Annotated in this window: 19 protein-coding genes; all 19 read right to left on the minus strand. The window is 41.8% G+C overall.

Annotation, left to right across the window (positions count from 1 at the left end):
- Nucleotides 1-79 precede the first annotated feature (79 nt).
- The 19 genes from DW922_RS09325 to DW922_RS09420 all read right to left on the minus strand — a co-directional run bounded on the left by DW922_RS09325 (nucleotide 80) and on the right by DW922_RS09420 (nucleotide 20,868).
- The gene (locus DW922_RS09325) at nucleotides 80-592 is read right to left on the minus strand and encodes a PrgI family protein (protein WP_006858872.1); all 513 of its coding nucleotides are present in this window, start codon (nucleotides 590-592) and stop codon (nucleotides 80-82) included.
- Between the two features lie 12 nt (nucleotides 593-604).
- Nucleotides 605-1,015 carry a DUF4313 domain-containing protein gene (locus DW922_RS09330; protein ID WP_004611541.1) on the minus strand — a complete coding sequence of 137 codons (411 nt, stop codon included), beginning with the start codon at nucleotides 1,013-1,015 and terminating at the stop codon, nucleotides 605-607.
- A 12-nt stretch (nucleotides 1,016-1,027) separates the two neighbouring features.
- Nucleotides 1,028-1,870, minus strand: coding sequence for a hypothetical protein (locus DW922_RS09335; RefSeq protein ID WP_008120647.1), 843 nt, complete (start codon nucleotides 1,868-1,870; stop codon nucleotides 1,028-1,030).
- A 54-nt stretch (nucleotides 1,871-1,924) separates the two neighbouring features.
- Nucleotides 1,925-2,326 (minus strand): electron transporter RnfA, encoded by a 402-nt coding sequence (locus DW922_RS09340; RefSeq protein ID WP_118726440.1) that lies wholly within the window; start codon nucleotides 2,324-2,326, stop codon nucleotides 1,925-1,927.
- A gap of 303 nt (nucleotides 2,327-2,629) precedes the next feature.
- Nucleotides 2,630-3,103, minus strand: coding sequence for a GNAT family N-acetyltransferase (locus DW922_RS09345; RefSeq protein ID WP_118726441.1), 474 nt, complete (start codon nucleotides 3,101-3,103; stop codon nucleotides 2,630-2,632).
- 97 nt (nucleotides 3,104-3,200) lie between these two features.
- Nucleotides 3,201-3,617, minus strand: coding sequence for a YjdF family protein (locus tag DW922_RS09350; RefSeq protein ID WP_004611536.1), 417 nt, complete (start codon nucleotides 3,615-3,617; stop codon nucleotides 3,201-3,203).
- Between the two features lie 252 nt (nucleotides 3,618-3,869).
- Nucleotides 3,870-6,065 carry a VirD4-like conjugal transfer protein, CD1115 family gene (locus tag DW922_RS09355; RefSeq protein ID WP_118726442.1) on the minus strand — a complete coding sequence of 732 codons (2,196 nt, stop codon included), beginning with the start codon at nucleotides 6,063-6,065 and terminating at the stop codon, nucleotides 3,870-3,872.
- Between the two features lie 6 nt (nucleotides 6,066-6,071).
- Entirely contained in the window at nucleotides 6,072-7,190 is a 1,119-nt protein-coding gene (locus DW922_RS09360; RefSeq protein WP_118726443.1) for a PcfB family protein, read from the minus strand.
- Complete coding sequence (locus DW922_RS09365) at nucleotides 7,190-7,594, minus strand: hypothetical protein (protein WP_006858865.1); 405 nt, start codon at nucleotides 7,592-7,594, stop codon at nucleotides 7,190-7,192. Before DW922_RS09365 ends, DW922_RS09360 begins: the two co-directional genes overlap by 1 nt.
- A gap of 9 nt (nucleotides 7,595-7,603) precedes the next feature.
- Entirely contained in the window at nucleotides 7,604-8,788 is a 1,185-nt protein-coding gene (locus tag DW922_RS09370; protein WP_118726444.1) for a hypothetical protein, read from the minus strand.
- A 29-nt stretch (nucleotides 8,789-8,817) separates the two neighbouring features.
- On the minus strand, nucleotides 8,818-10,260 hold the full coding sequence (locus DW922_RS09375) for a relaxase/mobilization nuclease domain-containing protein (protein ID WP_347560295.1): 1,443 nt from the start codon (nucleotides 10,258-10,260) through the stop codon (nucleotides 8,818-8,820).
- Complete coding sequence (gene mobC, locus DW922_RS09380; RefSeq protein ID WP_118726446.1) at nucleotides 10,247-10,579, minus strand: plasmid mobilization relaxosome protein MobC; 333 nt, start codon at nucleotides 10,577-10,579, stop codon at nucleotides 10,247-10,249. The genes DW922_RS09375 and mobC overlap by 14 nt, the downstream gene beginning before the upstream one ends.
- A gap of 4 nt (nucleotides 10,580-10,583) precedes the next feature.
- The gene (locus DW922_RS09385) at nucleotides 10,584-11,105 is read right to left on the minus strand and encodes a multidrug transporter (protein WP_118300739.1); all 522 of its coding nucleotides are present in this window, start codon (nucleotides 11,103-11,105) and stop codon (nucleotides 10,584-10,586) included.
- 393 nt (nucleotides 11,106-11,498) lie between these two features.
- Nucleotides 11,499-12,476 carry a DUF3991 and TOPRIM domain-containing protein gene (locus tag DW922_RS09395; RefSeq protein WP_118300743.1) on the minus strand — a complete coding sequence of 326 codons (978 nt, stop codon included), beginning with the start codon at nucleotides 12,474-12,476 and terminating at the stop codon, nucleotides 11,499-11,501.
- A gap of 4 nt (nucleotides 12,477-12,480) precedes the next feature.
- Nucleotides 12,481-13,020, minus strand: a complete 540-nt coding sequence (locus DW922_RS09400) for a JAB domain-containing protein (RefSeq protein WP_004611525.1) — start codon at nucleotides 13,018-13,020, stop codon at nucleotides 12,481-12,483.
- Between the two features lie 109 nt (nucleotides 13,021-13,129).
- Complete coding sequence (locus DW922_RS09405) at nucleotides 13,130-14,125, minus strand: DUF5688 family protein (RefSeq protein ID WP_118300744.1); 996 nt, start codon at nucleotides 14,123-14,125, stop codon at nucleotides 13,130-13,132.
- Between the two features lie 73 nt (nucleotides 14,126-14,198).
- Entirely contained in the window at nucleotides 14,199-19,577 is a 5,379-nt protein-coding gene (locus tag DW922_RS09410) for a SpaA isopeptide-forming pilin-related protein (RefSeq protein WP_195715040.1), read from the minus strand.
- A gap of 91 nt (nucleotides 19,578-19,668) precedes the next feature.
- Nucleotides 19,669-20,457 carry a hypothetical protein gene (locus DW922_RS09415; RefSeq protein ID WP_226801079.1) on the minus strand — a complete coding sequence of 263 codons (789 nt, stop codon included), beginning with the start codon at nucleotides 20,455-20,457 and terminating at the stop codon, nucleotides 19,669-19,671.
- A 237-nt stretch (nucleotides 20,458-20,694) separates the two neighbouring features.
- A complete protein-coding gene (locus DW922_RS09420; protein ID WP_182433597.1) occupies nucleotides 20,695-20,868 on the minus strand; it encodes a hypothetical protein in 174 nt (57 codons plus the stop codon).

The following is a 20,868-nucleotide window of genomic DNA, read 5'->3' on the forward strand; positions in this document are numbered from 1 at the left end:
CTTTCTTATAATGAAAGCCCGCCGGGAACTTCACCCTGCGGGCTGTGTTCCCGACCTTGCGGTCAGATACTATTCGTTTCTAATGCATTGCCTTATATGCTGCAATACCAGCTGCTGCCGCCACAATGACTGCGACAAGTCCAAGCAGCATGTTTCTCGTCTTTTTCTTCATCGCTTCAAACTCCTCCTGCTTCTTTACAGCCGAATCAGCTGTTACAGTCTCCGGTTCAGCCTTTCTGCCTTTCTTCTTTACCTGTTCATTCTGCTCTGCTTCTAACTGCTTTATTGCAGGCTCTCCCTCTGTTGACACATAAGTAAGTGCCCTGTTGCCAAACATAAAATGCAGTTTCTTTCCCATATACTCGTAGAAATTCATCCCATTAAAGGAATAGAAACCACCGAGAGCAATCGGTGCCACACAGGGAATTGCCACATAAGCAGAACCCGTAAGACCGATATACTTGTAAAGAAGAAGGACAATACCGCCACCGACCACTACGCTTGCAATGGAAAATATAAGCTGCCTTGCAGTAAGTCCCATCGCAACCGATTCCTGATAGCGGTCAATATCCTTGTTTACTTCGATTACCATTGTCCCTGCCTCCTATCTTGATAAATCCTTTGTCTCCGGCTTTCTTGTCATTCCAATATTTGCCTCATACTTATCCATTCCATCCGGACACAATTCCCTAAGCTTATCTACATTGAACAGATAAAGTGGATATTCGCAGAAACCGCTCCTTTGCGTAAATCCCGTAAACTCTCCAATGTCATTGTCTGTAATAAACTTTTCAATATCCGGCATGTCATTCACATTCAGATATCCGCAGTAATTTGGTGCTGCAACCGACAAATTCACAGTCACATCCCCAAAAGGTTCCTCATATCCATCTTCATTACACATAAGACCAATAAACATTGCCCTGTTATTCATATACTGCTGGATATCAAATGTCACCTGCGTTTCTCCGGTTATACTTGAATTATAAGTAACCTGTTTCTTTTCATTATCCATTTCTGCCTCCTTCTATAATCCAAATGCCTTGCTCGTAAGTGTCTGTGCACCCTTCACGCTTCCAACAGTCATTGCTATCGTAAATGTCATTTCACACAGATATATAAGTGTCTGTGCCCAGTCAGCATAACTTCCTGTAAATGCCGGAAGTCCTGCATTGATAAATGCATTACATACCACAATCGCAAGTGCCATCGTTACTGCCTCAAACACACATGACAAGAAATATTTACAGTAGGTAGCCATTGTATGACTGACCATTCTGTTTCCTGCCATCGTGGAGCAGGCAATCGCACCAAGCGGCACAATAATCAGAATCTTTAAGAACCTGAAATACACTGTGTAGATGATAAAAAATCCACAGATAATAATGATGATTGCAAGCAAAGCTGTAAGTATCAGCATTACCAGACTTTCACCAAATCCGAGTCCCTTAATGATGTCTGCCTGTGTACTGTCAATGGCAAGCTGCGTCGTTGTCCCGGCAGATATAAGTCCCACCAGATTTCCTATGGAAGTAAAAAATGCTTTCATAATCGTGACATTATTTGCAACAAACCATTCTGCAAGTCCCAGTCGGATAAGCATACGCAGGATTGATTCAAACCTCATCTCATCTTTTACATCTATGCTTTCCGAGCAGAAACCGATAACAAAGAACAGCACAACGAGGGATGAGCCGACCGCTACAAAGACCGGCTCTATACCCTCAATGACTGCCCAGGGACCTCCGCCCTTGAAACTGACCGGTGACTGTCCAAGCATTGCAAAGACCAGGGATATCTGATTGTTCCAAAACCCAAACACCGCCTCAAGAAGTGCAAGGATCTTGTCTCCAAGCTTAAAAATATCCATACTTGTTATTCACCTCTTTCCTTTTACTAAAAGGGGAAATGCATTTCCCCAATCTTAGAAGCCTAAGAATGTCAGAACTGTTGAAATACCAGCCATCATGACACCTGCCACAATTCCTTTCAGAGCGGAGTTCATGGTAGATGAATCCTGCTGCTGGTAGGCTTGTGCGAACTCCATGACATTCTTTGCAAGAATGATGACACCTACCGCACCGATTACTGCAATGATAAGTGTCTTTAAGTTCTCAAGTGGCTGTGTTACTGCGGAAGTACCTGTACCTGCTGCAAAACAAGTAGTGCTCATAAGCATTGCTCCCATAAGTGCTCCGGATACTGCCGGAACCATTCTTTTCTTAAAATGAGGTAATCCTCTCTTCATGCCTTTTCCCTCCAAACCCTTGTTTTCTGCACTATTGCAGACTGAATTGTTAGTTACTGTAATCTGTTCTTTTCTCATGATAAAAATCTCCTTTTTCTTGATGTGTGACAGATATGGAAAAAGCCAGAAAGGAATGTACACATTCCAATCCGGCTGATTTCCGAATGGAATATATACATTCCTCTCTGTCTTTGTTTTTTTACTATATGATTATCAGGCAATGCCTGTTGTAATGATTAATCGGGCTTTCCCCGATGCGTTGTGCTTCAACCACCTCCTTATATGGCATGAAAAAAGCACCTTAACCTGTTATTGGCTAAAGTGCTCATAATCCTGTTATTAAATTATTTATGAGTCAGACAAACTTGAAATTGAAAGTTCCTATAATTTACAAATCATAATATATTCTTCACCATTTTCATCAACGATTTCAAATCCTACCTTCCTATACATACGGACAGCATAATTCATCTTTTGAACAGCCAATGATGCTTGTTTATATCCTTCTAGTTTTAATTTCATTAGCATCTGTTTCATTAATTCTGTTCCGATACCATAGTTTCTATACTCTTTAAGAAGTGAAATTGCAAAAGACGGTGTTTCATTATCTATATGCCCGTAATCATTCATAATCCGAACCCATACAGCACCAACAATCTCATCCGCAACTTGAGCAACCAAACATAAGTCTCCCTTGTTCTCACCAAAGTCTTTTACATATACCTGCAAATCTGGTTTGTTAATGATATCTTTGGACGGTATAGGAACACCTTCAGGAATAAAAATCGCCTCGTACAAAAAAGTATCTAATATCTTATTTTCGTCTCGTTTTAATTCTCTTATTGAATAATTCATATAAACCTCCGATTTATTTTTATTTATAAATCAGTTTTCATTCCACACATAATGATTCCTCCGCTAAATATCGAATTGTGCAAAAGCCCAAGGGACTTTAATGCCCCTTATGCTTTTCTCTTTTCTTTTGCTGTTTCAACTCAAACATTCGCTGTTCTTCCGCCTCTTTTTTCTTGCGGCTTCTCTCTTTACGCTCCTGATTGTTCTGTTCCTGTTGTAATTTTAATGCCTGCTGCGATTTTGTGCCAATGCCTGTTTCCATCGTCTGCTTTTTTGCTTCTCGTTGCATACGCTTTGGATTTCTTTTTATATCCTTTACAACAGTTTCAACAGCCGGACTGAATTTCAAACTAAAATAGTATTTTTGAATATATTCCTGCACTTCGTAATCCTTTGGTTCTGCACCAAATGTTACCTTCGCCACAGATAGTTTACCATCTTCAATACGTTCAAATACACCTACCCAAAATGGTTCTTCAAAATATACCGTCAGTTTTCCACTTGCTTTGTCCATAAGAATCCCTCCTAAAATGAATTGAACAAAGAATGGACAACCCGGAGGGGCAGGTTACTTACCCTATTTGCATAGGACGGCTGGGCTACCTACCAGCTCTAGTACATTTTTAATGTACATTGCGTTTTTATCTTTGTATTTATAATCAAGCCATGTGGCACGATTAACTTATTCGGTCAATTCCGATTTGTAAAACACATTCATTTCACATAGACACAGTATACCACATTTTCTGTTCCTATGCGATATCATTTAATGCTTCTTCCGATAAGAACTCATCTTCTCCACAGTAACCTCCGGATAAAAGTAAGTAAGAATCGTTGCTTTGGGAACACCTGCAGCAAGTGCTTTCTTCACCTCTTCTTTCTGCTCCGGTGTATATGACCAATGCAGCATTCTGTTTGTGATGGTATCCTCCCACTTAGGCTTTTCCCTCTCAGGATTCCTTACAGGCTTAGCTCCAGCACTTCCATTAGAAGCGTTAGCACTTTCTGCAGCATCTGACTTCTGTGATTCATCAACATACTCAAGCTCATTTGCCTGTTCTCTGTCTATCTTTGCTTTCTGCTCTGCTTCATCCTGCATGGAGAATCTTCTGCTTAATTCCGCATCACCAAGCATCATAAACTGCTCATAGGTAAGAGAGTCTATATACACATTCTCGCCCTTATCCTTCAGTTTTTCATAATACTTAACTGCTTTGTCTGAAAGAATCTCAAATGGCGGACCGATAAGATTATCTGCTCCCCTTATCTGATGAACATAAGGCTCTCCCTTGCCATCTGCTGTCTGATTAAACATCGGATGATTGAATGGTATGAACTTATTATCCATGATAGGATCAAAACCACGGATAAAGATAATACACTTTTTGTTATCCAGCTTTCTGACTTCATCGGGTGTAAACAATTCTCTGCCTAATACATCATAGTTTCTTGAAGAGCTTCCCTGTCTGCCCTTTGTTTCTCCACTTGACTTCTTATCAATCGTACCTTTTCCAAGCAGCTCTGACACATACTTATGCGTACTCTGCTCGTTTCCACCGAGATAGATGAACGTATCGCAGTTGCCGGGAATTGTCTCCCAGGTATCTTTAAAAAGTGCTTTTAACTGGGCAAAGTTCTGAATAATGATAATACTTGAAATCTCACGGCTTCGCATTGTCGATAACAGTGAACAGAAGTCATCTGGCAATGCGACATTCGCAAATTCATCTAACATAAATGTCACATGGATTGGCAACCTTCCACCACAATTAAAGTCTGCCTGATAGTACAATTCCTGAAATATCTGCGTGTATAACATACCGATAATAAAGTTATAGGATTTGTCACTATCCGGGATTACACAAAAGAGTGCTGTCTTTGTCTCCCCATCTCCGTTTACACCAATACCGATATCGGACAGATTAAGCTCATCTTTGGAGAGTAATCGTAAAACCTGCTTATTTTCAAGAAATGCAAGTCTTGAGTTGGCACTGATGATAATGGAACGGACGGTATCTCCTGCACCTCTCATACATTTGTTGTACTGCTTGACTGCCGGATGATTGGCTCCGAGTGGGGAACTTTCCTCTAAAAACTTCATACGCACATCCAGCTTTGATGCCTTCCCCTGCTCTGTAACCTCTGCCTCTCCAAGAAGTTTAAGTACTGTCTCAAAGTTTCTCTTTGCCGGCTGTACCTCCAGCCACACATAATAAAAGATAGCCTGTAAGAACAATCCTTCCGCTTTTTCCCAGAACGGATCACTTGGTGTCGCTCCCTTTGGTGTCGTATTGCTGATAAGGTTTGTAATCAGCTTGACCACATCTGTTTCCTCTCTGATATAGGAAAATGGATTGTAACAGTCTGATTTATCCATCTCTAACAGATTAATGACTTTCAGGTTATATCCGTTATTTTTTAACATCTGCCCGCAGCTTCTAAGGATTTCTCCCTTTGGATCGGTACAGATAAAGGAACAGTTATGCGGCATCTGCATCAGATTCGGCTTTACTTCATAAAATGTTTTTCCTGCTCCGGAACCACCACAGATAAGGATATTTCCATTGAGCTTGAGTCTCCTGAAATCCAGCGACATCTTCACATTCTGGCTGAGTATCCGGTTGAAATTTTCATCCTTATCTGCAAGTATCTTGTTGACCTGCTTCGGATTTTCAAATCTTGCCGTACCAAATTCTTTGCCAGGCATATAGTTTCTCTGACTGGTGTAATACATGACAATAGCCATCGCATAGATACCTAATGCAATGGCTACTGCTTTTACTGTATTGGAATTGTAATAATTGGCAAAAGGAACAGCACATACTTCATTGAATCTGTCCATAAATTCATTAAAGGCAATCCCTTCCGTCCACGCACCATTTATCAGATAACCAAGATACCCTGCTAACACTGCACCCACAAGGATGAATATCAGTGACGGCTTTTTCTTTGTTGTCTGCATAGGCTGCTACCTCGCTTTCTTTGTGGTAACAGTTTTCTTCTGTGTGGTCTTTTTCTGCTGCTTCTGCACTTTCTCGTAACGCTCCCTGACAGATGACTCCACCTTGTCGTAGTGAGTATAAAGCTCGGTTCCTTTCTGGGTTGTCACCACACGATTCTGCTCATCGTAGAGCTTATAATCCTTGGTTGAATCAAGGAAGGTAAGCATTGTCTTTCCACCATGAATCTCCATGATGTTTTCCTTACGGAGCCATACATATCTTGCCTCTTCTCCCCATGTGCCGGGAACTCTGGTCTTAACAGCATGGTCATTTTCTTCGATAATCAGCTTCTTGCTGATTGTCACATCTGACAGGTTCGCATTTTTTGATGCTGCAACTGCCCTCATTCTCTCAGCAAGGTCCTGATAGCCTCTGACACGGTTGATAAATGCATCCTTGTCCATCATGACTGTATGGGTGCCATCCTCATTCTTGCTGCCAAGCACACCGATTGTCTCAAGCTGTCTGATAACACTTTCAGCCTGCTCACCATTGATACTGAAATTTTCCTTGACCTGATCCACACTGATAGCTTTCTTTTCCATTGCAAACATTCCGACCTTTTCGATCAGTCCGTCAATAGCGGTATTAACCCTATCCCCTTCTATCGTGTGGCTTTTCTCGTTTCCCTGCTGTTTCTTCAAAAAATCCATCAGCTTGCCAAGGGATTTTTCATCTCCATTCTTCAGATAATCGTCAAATGTGGCAATCTTACCAAACTTGAGCTTCTGTATCATCATATTCACACGGGGAACTGCCTCTGTATGAAAGATTACCTCACTCAGTCCGTCTTTCCTGTTACAGTCTGGAAGTACCGAATACAGGATTCCATACTTCTTTGCCATCTTTTCAACCTTTTTCATATCTTCGGTATTAAACTGTAACACCTGTAAATCGCCACCTTTTAAGATCAGCTTTCTCATGGATGTCTTGCCAAGTGACTTTTCATAATCAAGCATCCCTTTTAAGAAATCTATTGCCTTCTGCATGGCAGCTATTCCGCCACTTCCTACCTTCATGGCAATCTCAATGCCATCATAAGCAACACGGATGATCTGCACCGCTTCCTGAATCTCTTCTGCCATTATCGCACCTCCACTTTCTCTCTGACTGTTGTTTTAAGTGTTTCTGTCTCTGTAGTACGGATTTCCTCGGCTGATACATCAATACCATAAGCAGTCAAAATATCTGCCAGATGATTGATTGCTTTTTCCTCCTCGATACGGTACATTTCAAGTGCCACAAGCAGGTTTTCCACCTGCTCCACCCATGCTGGCTTCATATCATATTTAGACCTGTATGTGACCATAATCTCGTCCGACTCAGCCTTATCCGCTGAATGTGCCAAAGCTTCAATAAGAGAAATCGTATCTTCCTTGCTGCCGCTTCTGAATGCGAACTGAACAACAAAGTTTTTCTCTTCCTCTGTAAACTGATGCTCCACACCATTCATCTCTGTTACTGCTTCATTTACTACTGCTAAATTCATAAGTTCCTCCTAATCTGCCATGCTGTTTTCAAGCACAGCAATCTCAATGATCTCCTTCATCTTTTCCGCTGAAATGTTGTTGTTTATAAGTTCTACAAGCTGTGACTCAGTAAGTCCCTTTTCTATTGCACTCTTAATCTGCACAAGCTGCGCCGGAACAAGATCACCCGATGCAACAAGCTTCACAATGTCTGCTCTGGACTTTTTCTTAAAACACAGTCTTGAAAAAAGTCCCATCATACCATTGTTACTGTTCTTTCTGACACTTCTCTCGATTGGAAGTCTCTGCACCACATGACCTGACACATCCACAACCGGAAGCTGATAATACACTGGTATTCCATTTGCCGTAGCCTGCATATTCTGCGGAACTGCCACCGTATCTACCATCATTTTTTCTGCCTGTGATACGGACTGGCTTTCCTGCGGCTCTGCCTTACTTTCTGCCCCTTTCTTATTCTCTATGGCAACACTTATGATCTTATCTTCCAATGACTCTATTCTGTCTCCCATACGCTTCATCTCCTTATCCTTTTTCTCAATATCATCCCTGAGCCTTGCAATCGTACTGCTTGCCTTATTCAGTTCATTCTGCTGACTGTTGATAAGAGCATCCTTATCCTGATTCTCCTTGACCAGACGCTCCCTGACTTCCTCGTCATCTTTGGAAGTTTCTATTTCAGAAAGCTTCTTATTCAGGGCATCATACCTTTCATTCTGGTGATTGATTTTTTCCACCACTTCATCCATCTGAGCTACAAGACTTTTCACATACTCTAAATCCTGTGGTATCTGCTCTTTGGCTTTATTAAGCTTATCTAATACCACATCAAACATCCTGCGCATGTTTACTGCTGTATCATCTTTTTGGACTACCTCTCTGATTGCATCAATCGGCACACCTTTTTCATAGTAATCCAATGCTGTCTGCATCTTAGGTGCTGCCATCCTGCTATCTTTCAGCAGCGTTAACAACTCTTCTGATACACCCTTATGCAGACATTTTGATAACACCCTCATCTGCTCAATGTCATAACTTTTTTTAAGATACAGACCGATTTCATCATCAGTCAGTCCATATTCATAATCGCTTTTGACAAGAGCAATAACCTCACTGTCCATATGCTTATTACGAAGAATCTGTATCTTTCTCTCAATCGCCATTTCACTTAATGGCTCTCTTTTTTCTTCCATATATGCCTCCTAACCACTAAAAAAACAGCCTAATGTACCGGCTGTTCTTTTCTGTCTCTTATTGTTTCTTTGTCATACTGCTTCTCTTCTGCCGAAGCTGATACAGTAAGTTCCTTCCATATTGATCTTCCAAGGCTAAGTTCCTTTGATACCGCCCGTTCTGTCTTACAGTCCTGTGCATACTTGCTCTCATATTTTTTTCTAAGACTCTCGACCTCTTCCACACTATATCCCTGTGCCAGAAGCTCAGTGTTAAGCCTTTCCCATGCATTGTGCTCGTCTTCAAAGAAGGTATCCCCACTCTGATAACACGATTCCGCATCATCAAGCCCCCGGATCTGTTCTGCCTTGTCAAAAATATCTTTGAATCTTTCCTTAGCCTTATAGGTCTTACTCTTTTCCTTTGATGCTTCTTTTTTCTTATCCGTCAGATTATCAAGTACCGATACAAGTTCTTCCGCACTCTCAATCTTATGCCTTACCAAAAATAGATACTGCTCCTGTAGCTTATGCATCTTTCGGATATCATCCTTATACTTCCATACCTGACTATATGGCTTCTTTTTCAGCTTTCCAATCCGGTAAAGCTTTGCATAATATCTTTTCTGCAAGCCTGACATCTTCGCCCTGCGGTATCTTTTGACATAGCACTTTACTATCGCTGCCTGCCTTTCCTCATTCTGTGACTGGTAAAAGGATAAATCTTCCTTAGCAATACGCTCCACAATAGCTTCCTGTGAATAATTCTCGCCAAGAGTCTTACATCTTCTGAATCTTGTCATCCCCTGTAGTCTGACTGCCAGATACTTTCCCTGCTTGACCTCATATCCTTTTTCCGACAGCAGCTCCAGAAATCCACTGAAATCATTTGCCTGTAAAATGCAGGCATCAAGATCTCTTTTTATCATATCTGCCCACACAAAGCTGCCTTCACGATATTCGCTCCAATCCTTATAATTCTCGTGCTGTTTCTCTTTGCTGCCATCCTCCACATCTATAATGGAAAGACCATACTCCTGACACAGCTTATTGGTAATCGGCTGGATATACTTTGCCCAGTCACCTTTCTCGTAGCGATACTTTTTCCCATCCACAAAGCTTACACTGTTAAATACAATGTGTGAATGAACATGGTCTGTATTATCATGAACCACAAATACCGCTTCATAGGCATCACCAAGATATTCTGCTACAAACTTCTGTGTTATCTCAAAAGCCCTGTCTGGTTCCACCTCATCCTCTTTGAAAGAAAGAATGATATGATACCCCTGTCGCTTGTCTGTTTTTCCAAACTTCTTCTTTGTATCCATCATCTGTTCAAAAGCCATATCTGCCTGGCAGTTTATGGCTCCCACAAGTCTTCCTCCCTGCGTTTTCTCAGGATTCATTACATAATCCAGTGCCCGCTTTAAATGCCTTGCATGAAAAGAATTCCCGCTGTCCTTCATGTGAAGTATCTTACTGATTGCCAATCTTTACCACCGCCTCGCTGACAGATTGATTCAGCTTTTTCATATATGCCACAAGCTGTTCCTTATCTTTCTTGGAATATATCTGAGCATTACTGTTAAATACAATCTGATTGATGTTAATGCCGATACGGTTTACCTCATTGATAAGCTCTTTAAGAAGTTTCCTTACTTCCGGATAATCATTTGGTTTCTGACTGATTAGAAGCCTGATATATTCGGCTTCATTCATTCCATTAGCCTTTGCCTTATCAGAAAGCACTTTCGCTTCCTGTGGCATAAGTCTTAGTGTTTTCCTTATACAATGAACTTTATCTGCCATAGGATCACCTTCCTCTCTTACCCGTACTGTATTCTCTTATTCCTTCTGCTACTGTTACAGCAGCCTTTTCAAGTTCTTTATTACCCAGCTGGGCAATAACCCTGTCTGCAAGCTCTGTGGCAACTGCTATAAGCTCCTTACCATGACTGGTCTTGTCGAACAATCTGTCCAGTCTCTTTTCATCTGCTTTCAGACTTTCATACTTGTTCTGATACTCGTTATAGTCGTTAAAATCCTTTGGATCACTCCTGTGTGCTTCCGCATCAAGTATCAGTTCATAGTTCCATTCACAGACAATATCTATAACATCATCAATCGAATATGGTTCTATCTCGCCATTCTCTTCAGCAATATCCTGCCTGTACATCTTCCCATCTGAATCTATGCCAATGGCATAATCATGTCCTTCCATATAGTTAAGCAGAATTGCAGCATCTTCTATCGAAGGGTTTAGTAAGATATCAAATGTGTCTGCCCAGGCAATAAGTTCCTCTGGTTCTGCGATTATTGTAAGTTCTTTATCCATTGCTTTCCTGCACCTCCCTTATCCGTGTTTTGTATATCTCTTCCACCCACACGCCTGTCTGAATCTCTTAGGTTTACGGCTAGATACGCATTAGAGACATCTCTGTCCTAATGCCATCTAGTTAGGGAGAAAATCTCCCTAAAACCCTCTGTTTATGAAAGTGGGGGCGCTTTTTGCCCCCACTTTGCTACTTTGGGGGCACTTTCTGCCCCCATTTTGTTATTTTGGGGGCGTTTTCCGCCCCCACTTTTATTTTTACTTCAGTCTGGATTTTGTCGTGTCCAAATTGTGGGGGCACTTTCTGCCCCCACTTTGACATTTTGGGGGCGCTTTCTGCCCCCACTTTGCTGTTTTGGGGGCGCTTTCTGCCCCCACACATCAAAATCCGATTTCTCATGCCCTGACTGGTTCATCTGCTCTCTGATTCATCTGGTTCAGATTAAGCTTTGCAGCCACAAGCCACTCGTTGTAATCCTTATATCCGGCTGGAGGCGGACAGTCTTCTACCTCATATCCAAGCTCATAATACTTTCTCATAAGTTCAGTAGCTGCTTTTCTCCCCGGCTCATCTCCATCAAGGCAGAACCGGATGGAAGTAATCTGCGGATGTTCCCGAAGAAATGTCTCAAGTGGTGCATCTGCAAGCATTCCAAGTGCCAGCTTATTTGATTCATAATCCGTGAAGATATCAACATAACTCATAAGGTCGATTGCTGCCTCAAATACTACAAGCTCTGTACTGTTCTCATTTACCACATTAAATCCATAGTTCTTATCATTTCCTGTGACATCACACTTGAATGGCTTACCCTGCTTATCAAACACTCCCCGCATACTTGCAAATCTTGTCACTCCATTTTTATCATTTCCTTTGAAAACGACATTGTGGTAATGCCTGCTCTCATAAATCAGTCCATCTTTTAAAAACAGATCTATGACTGCTCTGCTGATTCCTCTCTCCTGATTCAGATATGAAATAAGATAGGAATTATCTCCTGCAGGTTCCGGTAGGACAAACGGCTTTCTCTCCTCTGCCTGCTTCTGCGATACCTGATGAACAAGTGGCTGCTTTACAGGATTCTCGATTCTTCTGTATCCTGCAAAATCTAAAAGCCAGAACACAGCCTCTTTTACACTCATTCCACAAAATACCCGTAAGAAATCTATCTGTGAGCCGCCATTGTTGCCTTTGTCAAACTGCCTTGACCATCTGTACCAATGGCTTCTGTTATAGATACGAATGGAATCCATCTCCTTTAAAGTGTGGTATTTGCCAATCCTCTTTACTGTATACCCAAGGCTTTCTGCAACTGCACACAGGTCAACACTCTTTGCTATGGCAAGCTCTTCATCCGTAAATCTTCCATCCATGCTTTCACCTTGCCTTTCCCTGCTCTGCTACAAGCGGTGACTTGATATCAAGTGTCCGGTAATCCGTGCTCAGGGTAATCTTAGGATTATCAATCATGCCTTTTTCCCTGAAACTGAAAAATTCACGATTGTCACCACCGACTATGATATGGTCAATGAGAGGTATTCCCATCAGCTCACACAGCTTGTTCATGCGATCCGTCATCATCGTGTCTGCCTTGCTTGGGAATACGTTCCCGGATGGATGACAATGGATTAACATCATGCTTGCGGCATTGCTTAAGATACTTGATTTAAACAGTTCTCTCGGATGTGCCATTGCCTCATTTAAAGAGCCAACACTTGCAAAATGCACATTGATAGGTTTTAAATCTGACCTTAGATTGACCACACACACTACTTCCCTGTCAAACTGGCACATACAGTCTCCCATGACAGCAGCTATATCCGCCGGATTGTTAAAGGTATGCTCCGAATAAATCGGAGCATCCTTTACAAGTCTTACCGAAACCACATCAAGCTTGAAGTCATTCTTCTTTGGCATCAGACACCGCCTCCTCTCCAAACTCGACACGGATAACAAAGTCACCTTTCTGGCTGTTTATGAGAGCAATGAGTTCTTCCATTGTAAGTTCCTGCTCCATAACTGCCTCCTATCTGGACTTTTCCTTCGCATCATATACAAGGGGAGATTCTGCAACGATACCATCAAGTCTCTTGTTCGGTGTATCAGTTGCAAGGGTGAGTTTTCTTAAATCCTTATCATAGTGATATACCTGATTGGAAAGTCTCTCGTCCAAAGATACCTCCTGCATATTTACCTCGACTACCATCTGTGCAAGCATCTCAGGGCTTCCCATATCTGAAGATACTGCAATAACCTCATGCACGCTCGAAGGGAGAATATAAAGGTCACTCTCTAAACTCTCTGCCAGCTCATGAAGCTCATTCTCATAAAGCATGGATGCTGCACCATTGATACCCTTTTCATTGGAAATCACCCACATCGTCTGCTCCGGTGGAATCTCGGCTATCATCATATCTGCAATCTCCTGAGGCATCCCATCCCTTGCGAACATTTCTCTCATAATGTCATTCATGCTACGAACGACAGGTGGGAAGAGTCTTCTTGTGTTTTCCGCTGCATACTTAAAGAGCTGTTCCTCGCTCATTCCAAGTCTTTTCGCAAATTCATTTGTAATTTTTGAACTCTGTACCGCATCCTTATCTGCACTGATTATTACCTTATACACAATAGAAAGATCCTGGAACTCTCTGTGCGGCACCTGTTCCAAAAATGTCTTATTCTGCTCTGTATTGATGAGCTGGAATACAATCTTCTCGTTAGCATCCTTCATAATACTGTCCACATCAACAACCGGAACCTGCTCATATGCCCTTTCCATAAAGTCACATGCAGCCATAAGTGTTTCCTCAAGATCACCACAGTCCTGATACTTCTTATACATGTCATTGATATAAATCGTAGGCGAAATATTCCTGCCTTCCTCTCTTAAGATGATGCCATCAAGAGTCACATTCACCTTTTCCACGGGTTCTGCCACAAGCTCCATTCCTTTGAACCTCTCAGGCATATAATCCATAAACTTTTCTTTTACTACTTCCTTAAAAATCTCGTAATTCATCATATTACGGTTCCTCCTTAATCTAAAAAAGCAGGGAACATAAGTCACTGGCTTACATTCCCCGCAAGGTTAATTGTTACTGTTTATTCTTTTTCTTTCTTCCACGAAGTCCGACTCCAACACCTGTAATAAGTGCAAGTGCACCAATTCCAAGATAAAGAAGCGGATTTGCATTGTCGCCTGTCTGTGGAAGCTTAGGCTCTGTCGGTACATTGACAAGCTTAAGAGTTGCTACAACAACATCCGGTGCATTATCATCATATCGAAGTGTTACATCGTGAGCTGTTCCATCAAGGATATATCCGTCAGCTGCTTTAGTCTCAAGAACTGTATAATGGATATCTTCTTTGAATGATCCATCCTCATTGTAAGTACAGATAGGAAGCTCCTTGCTCTCTGCATGACCATTCTTGTCAGTAGTGAGTGTATCAAGCACCTTTCCGTCCTTATCCCTTACTTCAAATACAACACCCTCAATCGGCTTTCCGGTTACTTTGTCAGTTTTCTCAATGACAATCTTACCGACTGCCTGCTCATCCTTCATGGATACCTTCTGGATTTCTGCTGTCTCCTTTACTTCAAAGGTTACATCACTTGCCACCTTATATCCATATGGTGCAGATTCCTCTCTAAGTGTGTACTTTCCAACAGGAAGTCTTTCGATCATATGAGTCTTTCCAGCCTCAGATGTCCAGCTTTCTACAAGCTTTCCATCAGCATCAATTACTGAAAGCTTTGCTCCAGGCAACTCTTTCTCTCCTGTGATATCAGTCTTTGAAATTTCTACCTTAATAGGTGCATTTTCAAATGCTGCCTCAAACTCGATAACCTTTACCTTATCTCCCTGATATGAAGCATCCACATCAAAAATCTTATCAGACTTCACATAGCCCTTTGGGGCCTCAATCTCTTTGACATAATACTGTCCAAGCGGAAGGTCAGAGGTAAATGCAGCCTTTCCATCCTTGCCTGTTACTGTTCTCTCAATCTGTGTATCAGCTTTTACGATTACCTTGCCATCTTTGTTCACAATGTCTTCTTTCGCAAATAAACCGAATACTGCTCCCTCAAGTGCTTCCTTAGTCTCTGAATCAGTCTTGGTTACAGTAATCTGCACTTTCTGACGCTCATTTGTCACATCCATTCCTGCAAACACAACCTTTGTATTCTGGTCGATATAGGAAAGGTCTGCTTCAATCGGTGTATCATCTAATACAAATCCATCAATGGTCTTTGTCTCAACAAGATAATATCTGCCAAGTGGAAGGTCATCAATTCTTGCGATACCCTTATCATTTGTCACGATGGTTGCCACCTTGTCTCCTGTCTTATGATATACAGTGTCAAGTCCGTCAGCACTTACGATATCCTCTTTTGCATATACATCAAAAGTTACTCCTGCAAGGCTGTCCTTGAAGAAATTGAAGATAAAGTCGTACCAGTACCCCTTCATAAGAGTGGTATCTGTTACAAATTCGCCGTCCTTATTGATAACGATGGAACCTGTAGGAACTTCATCCTTCATCTCTACATGCTGCACTTTGCCTGTGTCCTCAACTGTAAACTGGATATCTGCTGCCTTGAGATATCCGTAAGGAGCAAATTCCTCACGAAGAGTGTAAATCTCTCCAACTACAAGTCTCTTGATTACATGTGCTTCCTTAGCATCAGATGTCCATGTGTCTACCACATTTCCATCCTTATCAAGTACAGTAAGTGTTGCACCTGTAAGCTCTGCACCGCTTGTGATATCTGTCTTTGTAAACTCAAAGGTTGTAGGAGTGTTCTTATACTCGCTGTTATATACAGCAGTCTTAACATCCTGTCCCTGATATTTTGTATCAAAGTTTACTGCTTCCTCATTTGTCACATATCCAGCAGGCTTTACAAGCTCCCTTGCAACATATTTTGCAAATGGATAATTCTTAACAAAAGCAATCTTTCCATTCTCATCAGATGTTGCCTTCTCAAGAAGTGTGCCTTTCTCGATAATAACTCTGCCATCAGCATTCTTGATATCCTCATCTGCATAAAGACCAAATACTGCACCTGCAATCGGTGTGTTATCTTCTGCATCAAGCTTAGTCACTGACATATCAAGCTTCTGTCTGTCATCTGAGAAAGTAAGGCTTTCCTTGATAACAGGTGTCTTATCATCCACATATGTGAATGTCACTTTCTGCTCATTCGGATTTAATACATATCCGTATGGAGCTTCCACTTCCACAACTCTGTACTGTCCAAGAGGAAGATTCTTTGCTGTTGCCTTTCCATCCTTGCCAGTTGTAAGAGTTGTCACAAGGTCTCCCTTGCTGTAATACTTAATGCGGTTTCCGTCTGCATCCTTCTGGTTGTCTGCTGTGTAAATATCTTCCGCAGCATAAACTTTGAATTTTGCTCCGGCAAGTGAGCCTTCCTTATAAACAAACTCTTTCTCATATGAGCTTGCAAGAAGTCCACTCTTGAATCCGTCAAGTACCTCTCCCTTCTTTTCTACAGTCAGCTCTCCGACTGCAGGGGCATCGGAATATTCCACGGTGATGATTGCATCATTTGTATCACCATCTGTCTCAAATGCTGTATCAGTATCAACCGAGATGTTGACATACTTATCATTTACAACATATCCAAATGGTGCAGACACTTCCTCAATGCGGTAGTTACCGATTTTAAGTGCCTCCGGTAAGATTAAATCTCCGTCCTCATCAGTAAAGAATGAAGTATGCTCTACCTTTGACGGATAAGTTGTGTACTGCTTTACATATTCGTTCTTATCAATATTGAAGATTTTAAACTCTGCATTTGGCACAAGTACTGTCTGCTTTGTATCGGAATCCTTCTTGATTACACGAAGCTTTGCAGTAAACTCCCTGTCAAGGAATACTCTCCATGTCTGAGGTTTGTCAGGATGGTTCTCGCTGATTTTTACCTCAAATGGCTTGATCGTCTTCATGTTATGCGGAGTCTTTGACTCAACTACCACATAAGTTCCATAAGGAATTGCAATGGAAACTGCATGCCCCTTGTCATCGGATGTGATTGTTGTTGCTCCGTTTTCCCCGATTACAACCGGAGATGCCTTGTCAAAGTCATAACTTCCATCTGCCTTTACAGGTAAAGATGATTTCAAATAAGCTGTAAACTCTGCACCTGCAAGCAGTCCTGCTTCAGTATCATCGCCATTGTCAGATACCTTGATAAGCTGGAATGGCTGCTTGATTACCTGCTCTGCTGAAGTTGTACTTCTTGATACCTCTGCTACAAGGTCTCCCTCATAATCACATACCACATCATGTTCCTCTTCGTCTAAGAGATACCCCTCTGATGGAGTGATTTCCTTTACATAATAATTTCCAAGGTAAAGGTTATTGACCTCTGCCTCTCCATTCTTATCTGTTGTAAGTGTTGCTACAAGGTCACCTGCTTTGAATACGACTCCTGTTGCTCCGTCCGGATGCACGATATCGTTTCTTACATAAAGACCATAAACTGCACCTTCAAGGCTTGCATCTCCCTGGGCAACTGCCTTGCCTGATTCCTTGTCTACCTTGTAGATATGAATCTTTGCTGTCGTTCTGTCATTCACAAATGTATGACTGAATGATGCCTTTGCCTGTGTTTCAGGTAATACATTGAAATTGAAGCTGTAAACATCTTTACTGTTTCTGATATACGCATATGGTGCCTGTGTCTCTGATACATAATATCCGTTAGAGATTGGCAAATCCGCGCTGTAGCTTGCCTTTCCGTCCTCACCTGTAGTTACTGTCTCAAGAGCTGTACCCTTTGTCACAATAACCTGTCCGGCATAGTTTTTGATGTCATTTCCGGCATAAAGTGTGTACTTGCCGCCATCAAGAGGGTTCTCTGTGTCAGAGTCCTTCTTTACGACAGATACATCCGCTTTCTGTCTTGTATTCTCAATCGTAGTTGATTCATACTGGACTGTCACAGTCTGGTCCTTATACTCAACTGCTACTGTCTGAGGTGTGGTATTGATTGTATATCCGTCAATGCTCTTAATCTCAGTAATCACATAAGTTCCAAGATGAAGGTCAGATAATACCACCTGTCCGTCAGTTCCTGTTGTTAGGCTTTCTGCTACAACATCGCCAGCACTATACACCTTTGTACCATCTGCCTTGTAGATATCTGCCCCGGCAGTTACCTTGAATGCTGCTCCGGAAAGCTTCTTTTTCTCATAGGTGAAATTGCTTCCATTCCATGAGCTAAGCACCTCACCCTCTTTGTAGATTGTGATTGCTCCAAGCTGCTCTTTATCTGTTGCAGAGATTCCCGTTGTCTGTCCTGCTTTTACAGTAAGTGTATGAACCTTACCGGAAATGACATATCCCTTTGGTGCGGTAATTTCTTTTACATAATAAGTGCCTGCAACAAGTGCAGCTGACTTTGCATATCCGTTTCCATCTGTTGTCATGGTCTGTACTCTGTTTGTGCATCCGCTGTCAGAATAGATTCCATAGACTGCACCGGAAAGCTTCACTCCGCTTGACTCGTCTGTCTTTGTAAGCTCACCATATCCGATGTTCTCTGTCTTGACCTTGATATAGGCTTTGATAGGATCTGCTGTCGGTCTTTCAGAAATAAACTCCTGATATCCGCTCTTTCCTGTAAGCCAGAATACACAGCTTGATGTTGTCTCAACCTTGCCTGCATTGGATGTGAATGTTCCTGTTGTAGCTGTAGTATTCACACTCGTTGAAGATATGGTAATACTGTTGCCATTCTTATCAACAGAATATCCGCTGATGCCAAAATCAAAATCCGATAAAACACCATTGCTGTCATATAATGTTGTTTCAAATCTCTGACTTCCCTCATTCCACTTCAGCTCATAAGTTGGTGCCTCACTGGTTCTGCGTGATGCAAAACTTGGAAGTGTTGCATTGTAGGAGCTGCTGATATTGTCCCTGAGTCTCTCATAATAACTGTATGAAGAATCAGGACTTGGTGCTGTGTTGCAGAGCTTTCTCGCTGCCGAATCACCACTTCCAGTTCCAAAAATATCTGCTACAATTACCCATACCATTGCCTGAGTTGCGATATACTCATCACACTGGCTGTTGCTTGGTGCCGCCTTTTGTGTACTGTTAAACCCATAATAAAGGCAGTAACTTAAAAGCTTTCTCTGCTGTGCTGACATTGATGTGCTTGCATCATCGTAGCTGTTCATAAGCTGACCGCCATCTGCTCTTAATCCGAAATTCATACAATATGCCGAATTTCCGTCAAGAATTGAATACAGAATCTTGCCATGATTAAATCCGGGCTTTAGCTCACTTACTTCTCCGGAATTTTTGACTGATGCATTCCAGAACGCAATATTTGCCTGCGGACTGGCTGCAAATGCTGTTGTACCATTCGTAAAGAGTGTTCCAACCAGTGTGAGCATAGCCATAAATCCTGCCATAAAACGCTTTAGTTTCTGTTTCATGTGCTCTTTCCTCCTTAATTTACGCATAAAAAAAGAAAGACATAAGTTTATGGCTTACATCTTTCTTCCTTCTGCTTCTATTCGTTTTTATTTATCTGTGACATCGAAACTCGTAATAGTCTGTGCCGCCTGTCGTGTAAACTCCATCATAACTGATGTAGAATACCGGATCTGTTTCCAAAAGTAACATACTTGCAATATATTCTGCGATTGCATCCTCAGATGATAACCGCTGTCCATCAATGGTACTTGCTTTGTTAAGGTCTGTCTCTACAAACACACTATAATAAGAGCCTTCCATACCATCGTAAGGATAATACTCATTGTACTCTTCCTGCGTGATACTGCCATCATTCAAATGGTTCTGTAAATTCTGCTGTGTGGTAATCATTCCTCCTGCCTGACACTTTGCTGTTGCAAGTGACACAACATTCTGTGGACTGTATGCCACGGATGCAGGCTGTGGGTTGCTCACATTGTCTTTCGGACTGTCTGTAGTCTGACCACCATTACCTGCATTACTCTGATTTCCGCCAGCTTCCTCATTATCATTTACAGGAGCTTTCTGTTCCGGCTCGTCATTCTGCTTTGGCTTTTCTTCCTGCTTTGAAGCAGTTTCATTATCTGCGGATCGGTTATCTTCTTTATCAGTCTTCTCTTCTGAATCTTTAGCCTCGGCAATATCTTTCTCTGTCTCATCACTTCCAGCTTCGGTTGTGACCTCTGTGACAGCTTCCGTTGCCATTGCTACTTCTTCAGTTGGCTTTACGCTTTCCGTCTGTTTCTCTGTCTGATTATCAGCCTTTTCCTTACCACCATTACAGGCAGCCATTGAAAAGACCAGTACTGCGGATAATAAGATAATACTTATCTTCTTCATAGTAATCACCCATCCCTTCTCCGCAAGAGGGACGGGCTTTGTGTTCCGTGCCATCCACCCTTGCGGTGAACTATTTATCTGTAATGCACGGGACACATCGGACTGTCCCGTATTCTGTGCATCTTAAACTCCTTTCATTATACCAGCTCTCTTATTTTAAAGAAATACTGCATAAGTCGTCTGTCTTTCTTATAATTCAAGAATAAACCCTTTGCCTGCATATATGCTCACCTCCTCTCAAAATGTGCCCATTCTTACGAATGAAAGAAATACCCTTACCACCATAGCGAATAGAAGAAGAATTATTTTGGCAAGTCCTAAGACCAGCTTCAAAGCTCCAAGAATTATCCTTAATATCCACTTGAATATCTCTAAAATTACTGTTCCTACGGCTCCCATAACTCTTCTCAT

Origin of the sequence: Clostridium sp. AM42-4, assembly GCF_003480105.1 — a bacterium.
Classification (GTDB): domain Bacteria; phylum Bacillota; class Clostridia; order Lachnospirales; family Lachnospiraceae; genus Brotaphodocola.

Bases quoted from the DNA above. Each gene is read 5' to 3' on its own strand.
- DW922_RS09325 (WP_006858872.1), bottom strand. From the start codon at position 592: ATGGTAATCGAAGTAAACAAGGATATTGACCGCTATCAGGAATCGGTT.
- DW922_RS09330 (WP_004611541.1), bottom strand. From the start codon at position 1,015: ATGGATAATGAAAAGAAACAGGTTACTTATAATTCAAGTATAACCGGA.
- DW922_RS09335 (WP_008120647.1), bottom strand. From the start codon at position 1,870: ATGGATATTTTTAAGCTTGGAGACAAGATCCTTGCACTTCTTGAGGCG.
- DW922_RS09340 (WP_118726440.1), bottom strand. From the start codon at position 2,326: ATGAGAAAAGAACAGATTACAGTAACTAACAATTCAGTCTGCAATAGT.
- DW922_RS09345 (WP_118726441.1), bottom strand. From the start codon at position 3,103: ATGAATTATTCAATAAGAGAATTAAAACGAGACGAAAATAAGATATTA.
- DW922_RS09350 (WP_004611536.1), bottom strand. From the start codon at position 3,617: ATGGACAAAGCAAGTGGAAAACTGACGGTATATTTTGAAGAACCATTT.
- DW922_RS09355 (WP_118726442.1), bottom strand. From the start codon at position 6,065: ATGCAGACAACAAAGAAAAAGCCGTCACTGATATTCATCCTTGTGGGT.
- DW922_RS09360 (WP_118726443.1), bottom strand. From the start codon at position 7,190: ATGGCAGAAGAGATTCAGGAAGCGGTGCAGATCATCCGTGTTGCTTAT.
- DW922_RS09365 (WP_006858865.1), bottom strand. From the start codon at position 7,594: ATGAATTTAGCAGTAGTAAATGAAGCAGTAACAGAGATGAATGGTGTG.
- DW922_RS09370 (WP_118726444.1), bottom strand. From the start codon at position 8,788: ATGGAAGAAAAAAGAGAGCCATTAAGTGAAATGGCGATTGAGAGAAAG.
- mobC (WP_118726446.1), bottom strand. From the start codon at position 10,579: ATGGCAGATAAAGTTCATTGTATAAGGAAAACACTAAGACTTATGCCA.
- DW922_RS09385 (WP_118300739.1), bottom strand. From the start codon at position 11,105: ATGGATAAAGAACTTACAATAATCGCAGAACCAGAGGAACTTATTGCC.
- DW922_RS09395 (WP_118300743.1), bottom strand. From the start codon at position 12,476: ATGGATGGAAGATTTACGGATGAAGAGCTTGCCATAGCAAAGAGTGTT.
- DW922_RS09400 (WP_004611525.1), bottom strand. From the start codon at position 13,020: ATGCCAAAGAAGAATGACTTCAAGCTTGATGTGGTTTCGGTAAGACTT.
- DW922_RS09405 (WP_118300744.1), bottom strand. From the start codon at position 14,125: ATGATGAATTACGAGATTTTTAAGGAAGTAGTAAAAGAAAAGTTTATG.
- DW922_RS09410 (WP_195715040.1), bottom strand. From the start codon at position 19,577: ATGAAACAGAAACTAAAGCGTTTTATGGCAGGATTTATGGCTATGCTC.
- DW922_RS09415 (WP_226801079.1), bottom strand. From the start codon at position 20,457: ATGAAGAAGATAAGTATTATCTTATTATCCGCAGTACTGGTCTTTTCA.
- DW922_RS09420 (WP_182433597.1), bottom strand. From the start codon at position 20,868: ATGAGAAGAGTTATGGGAGCCGTAGGAACAGTAATTTTAGAGATATTC.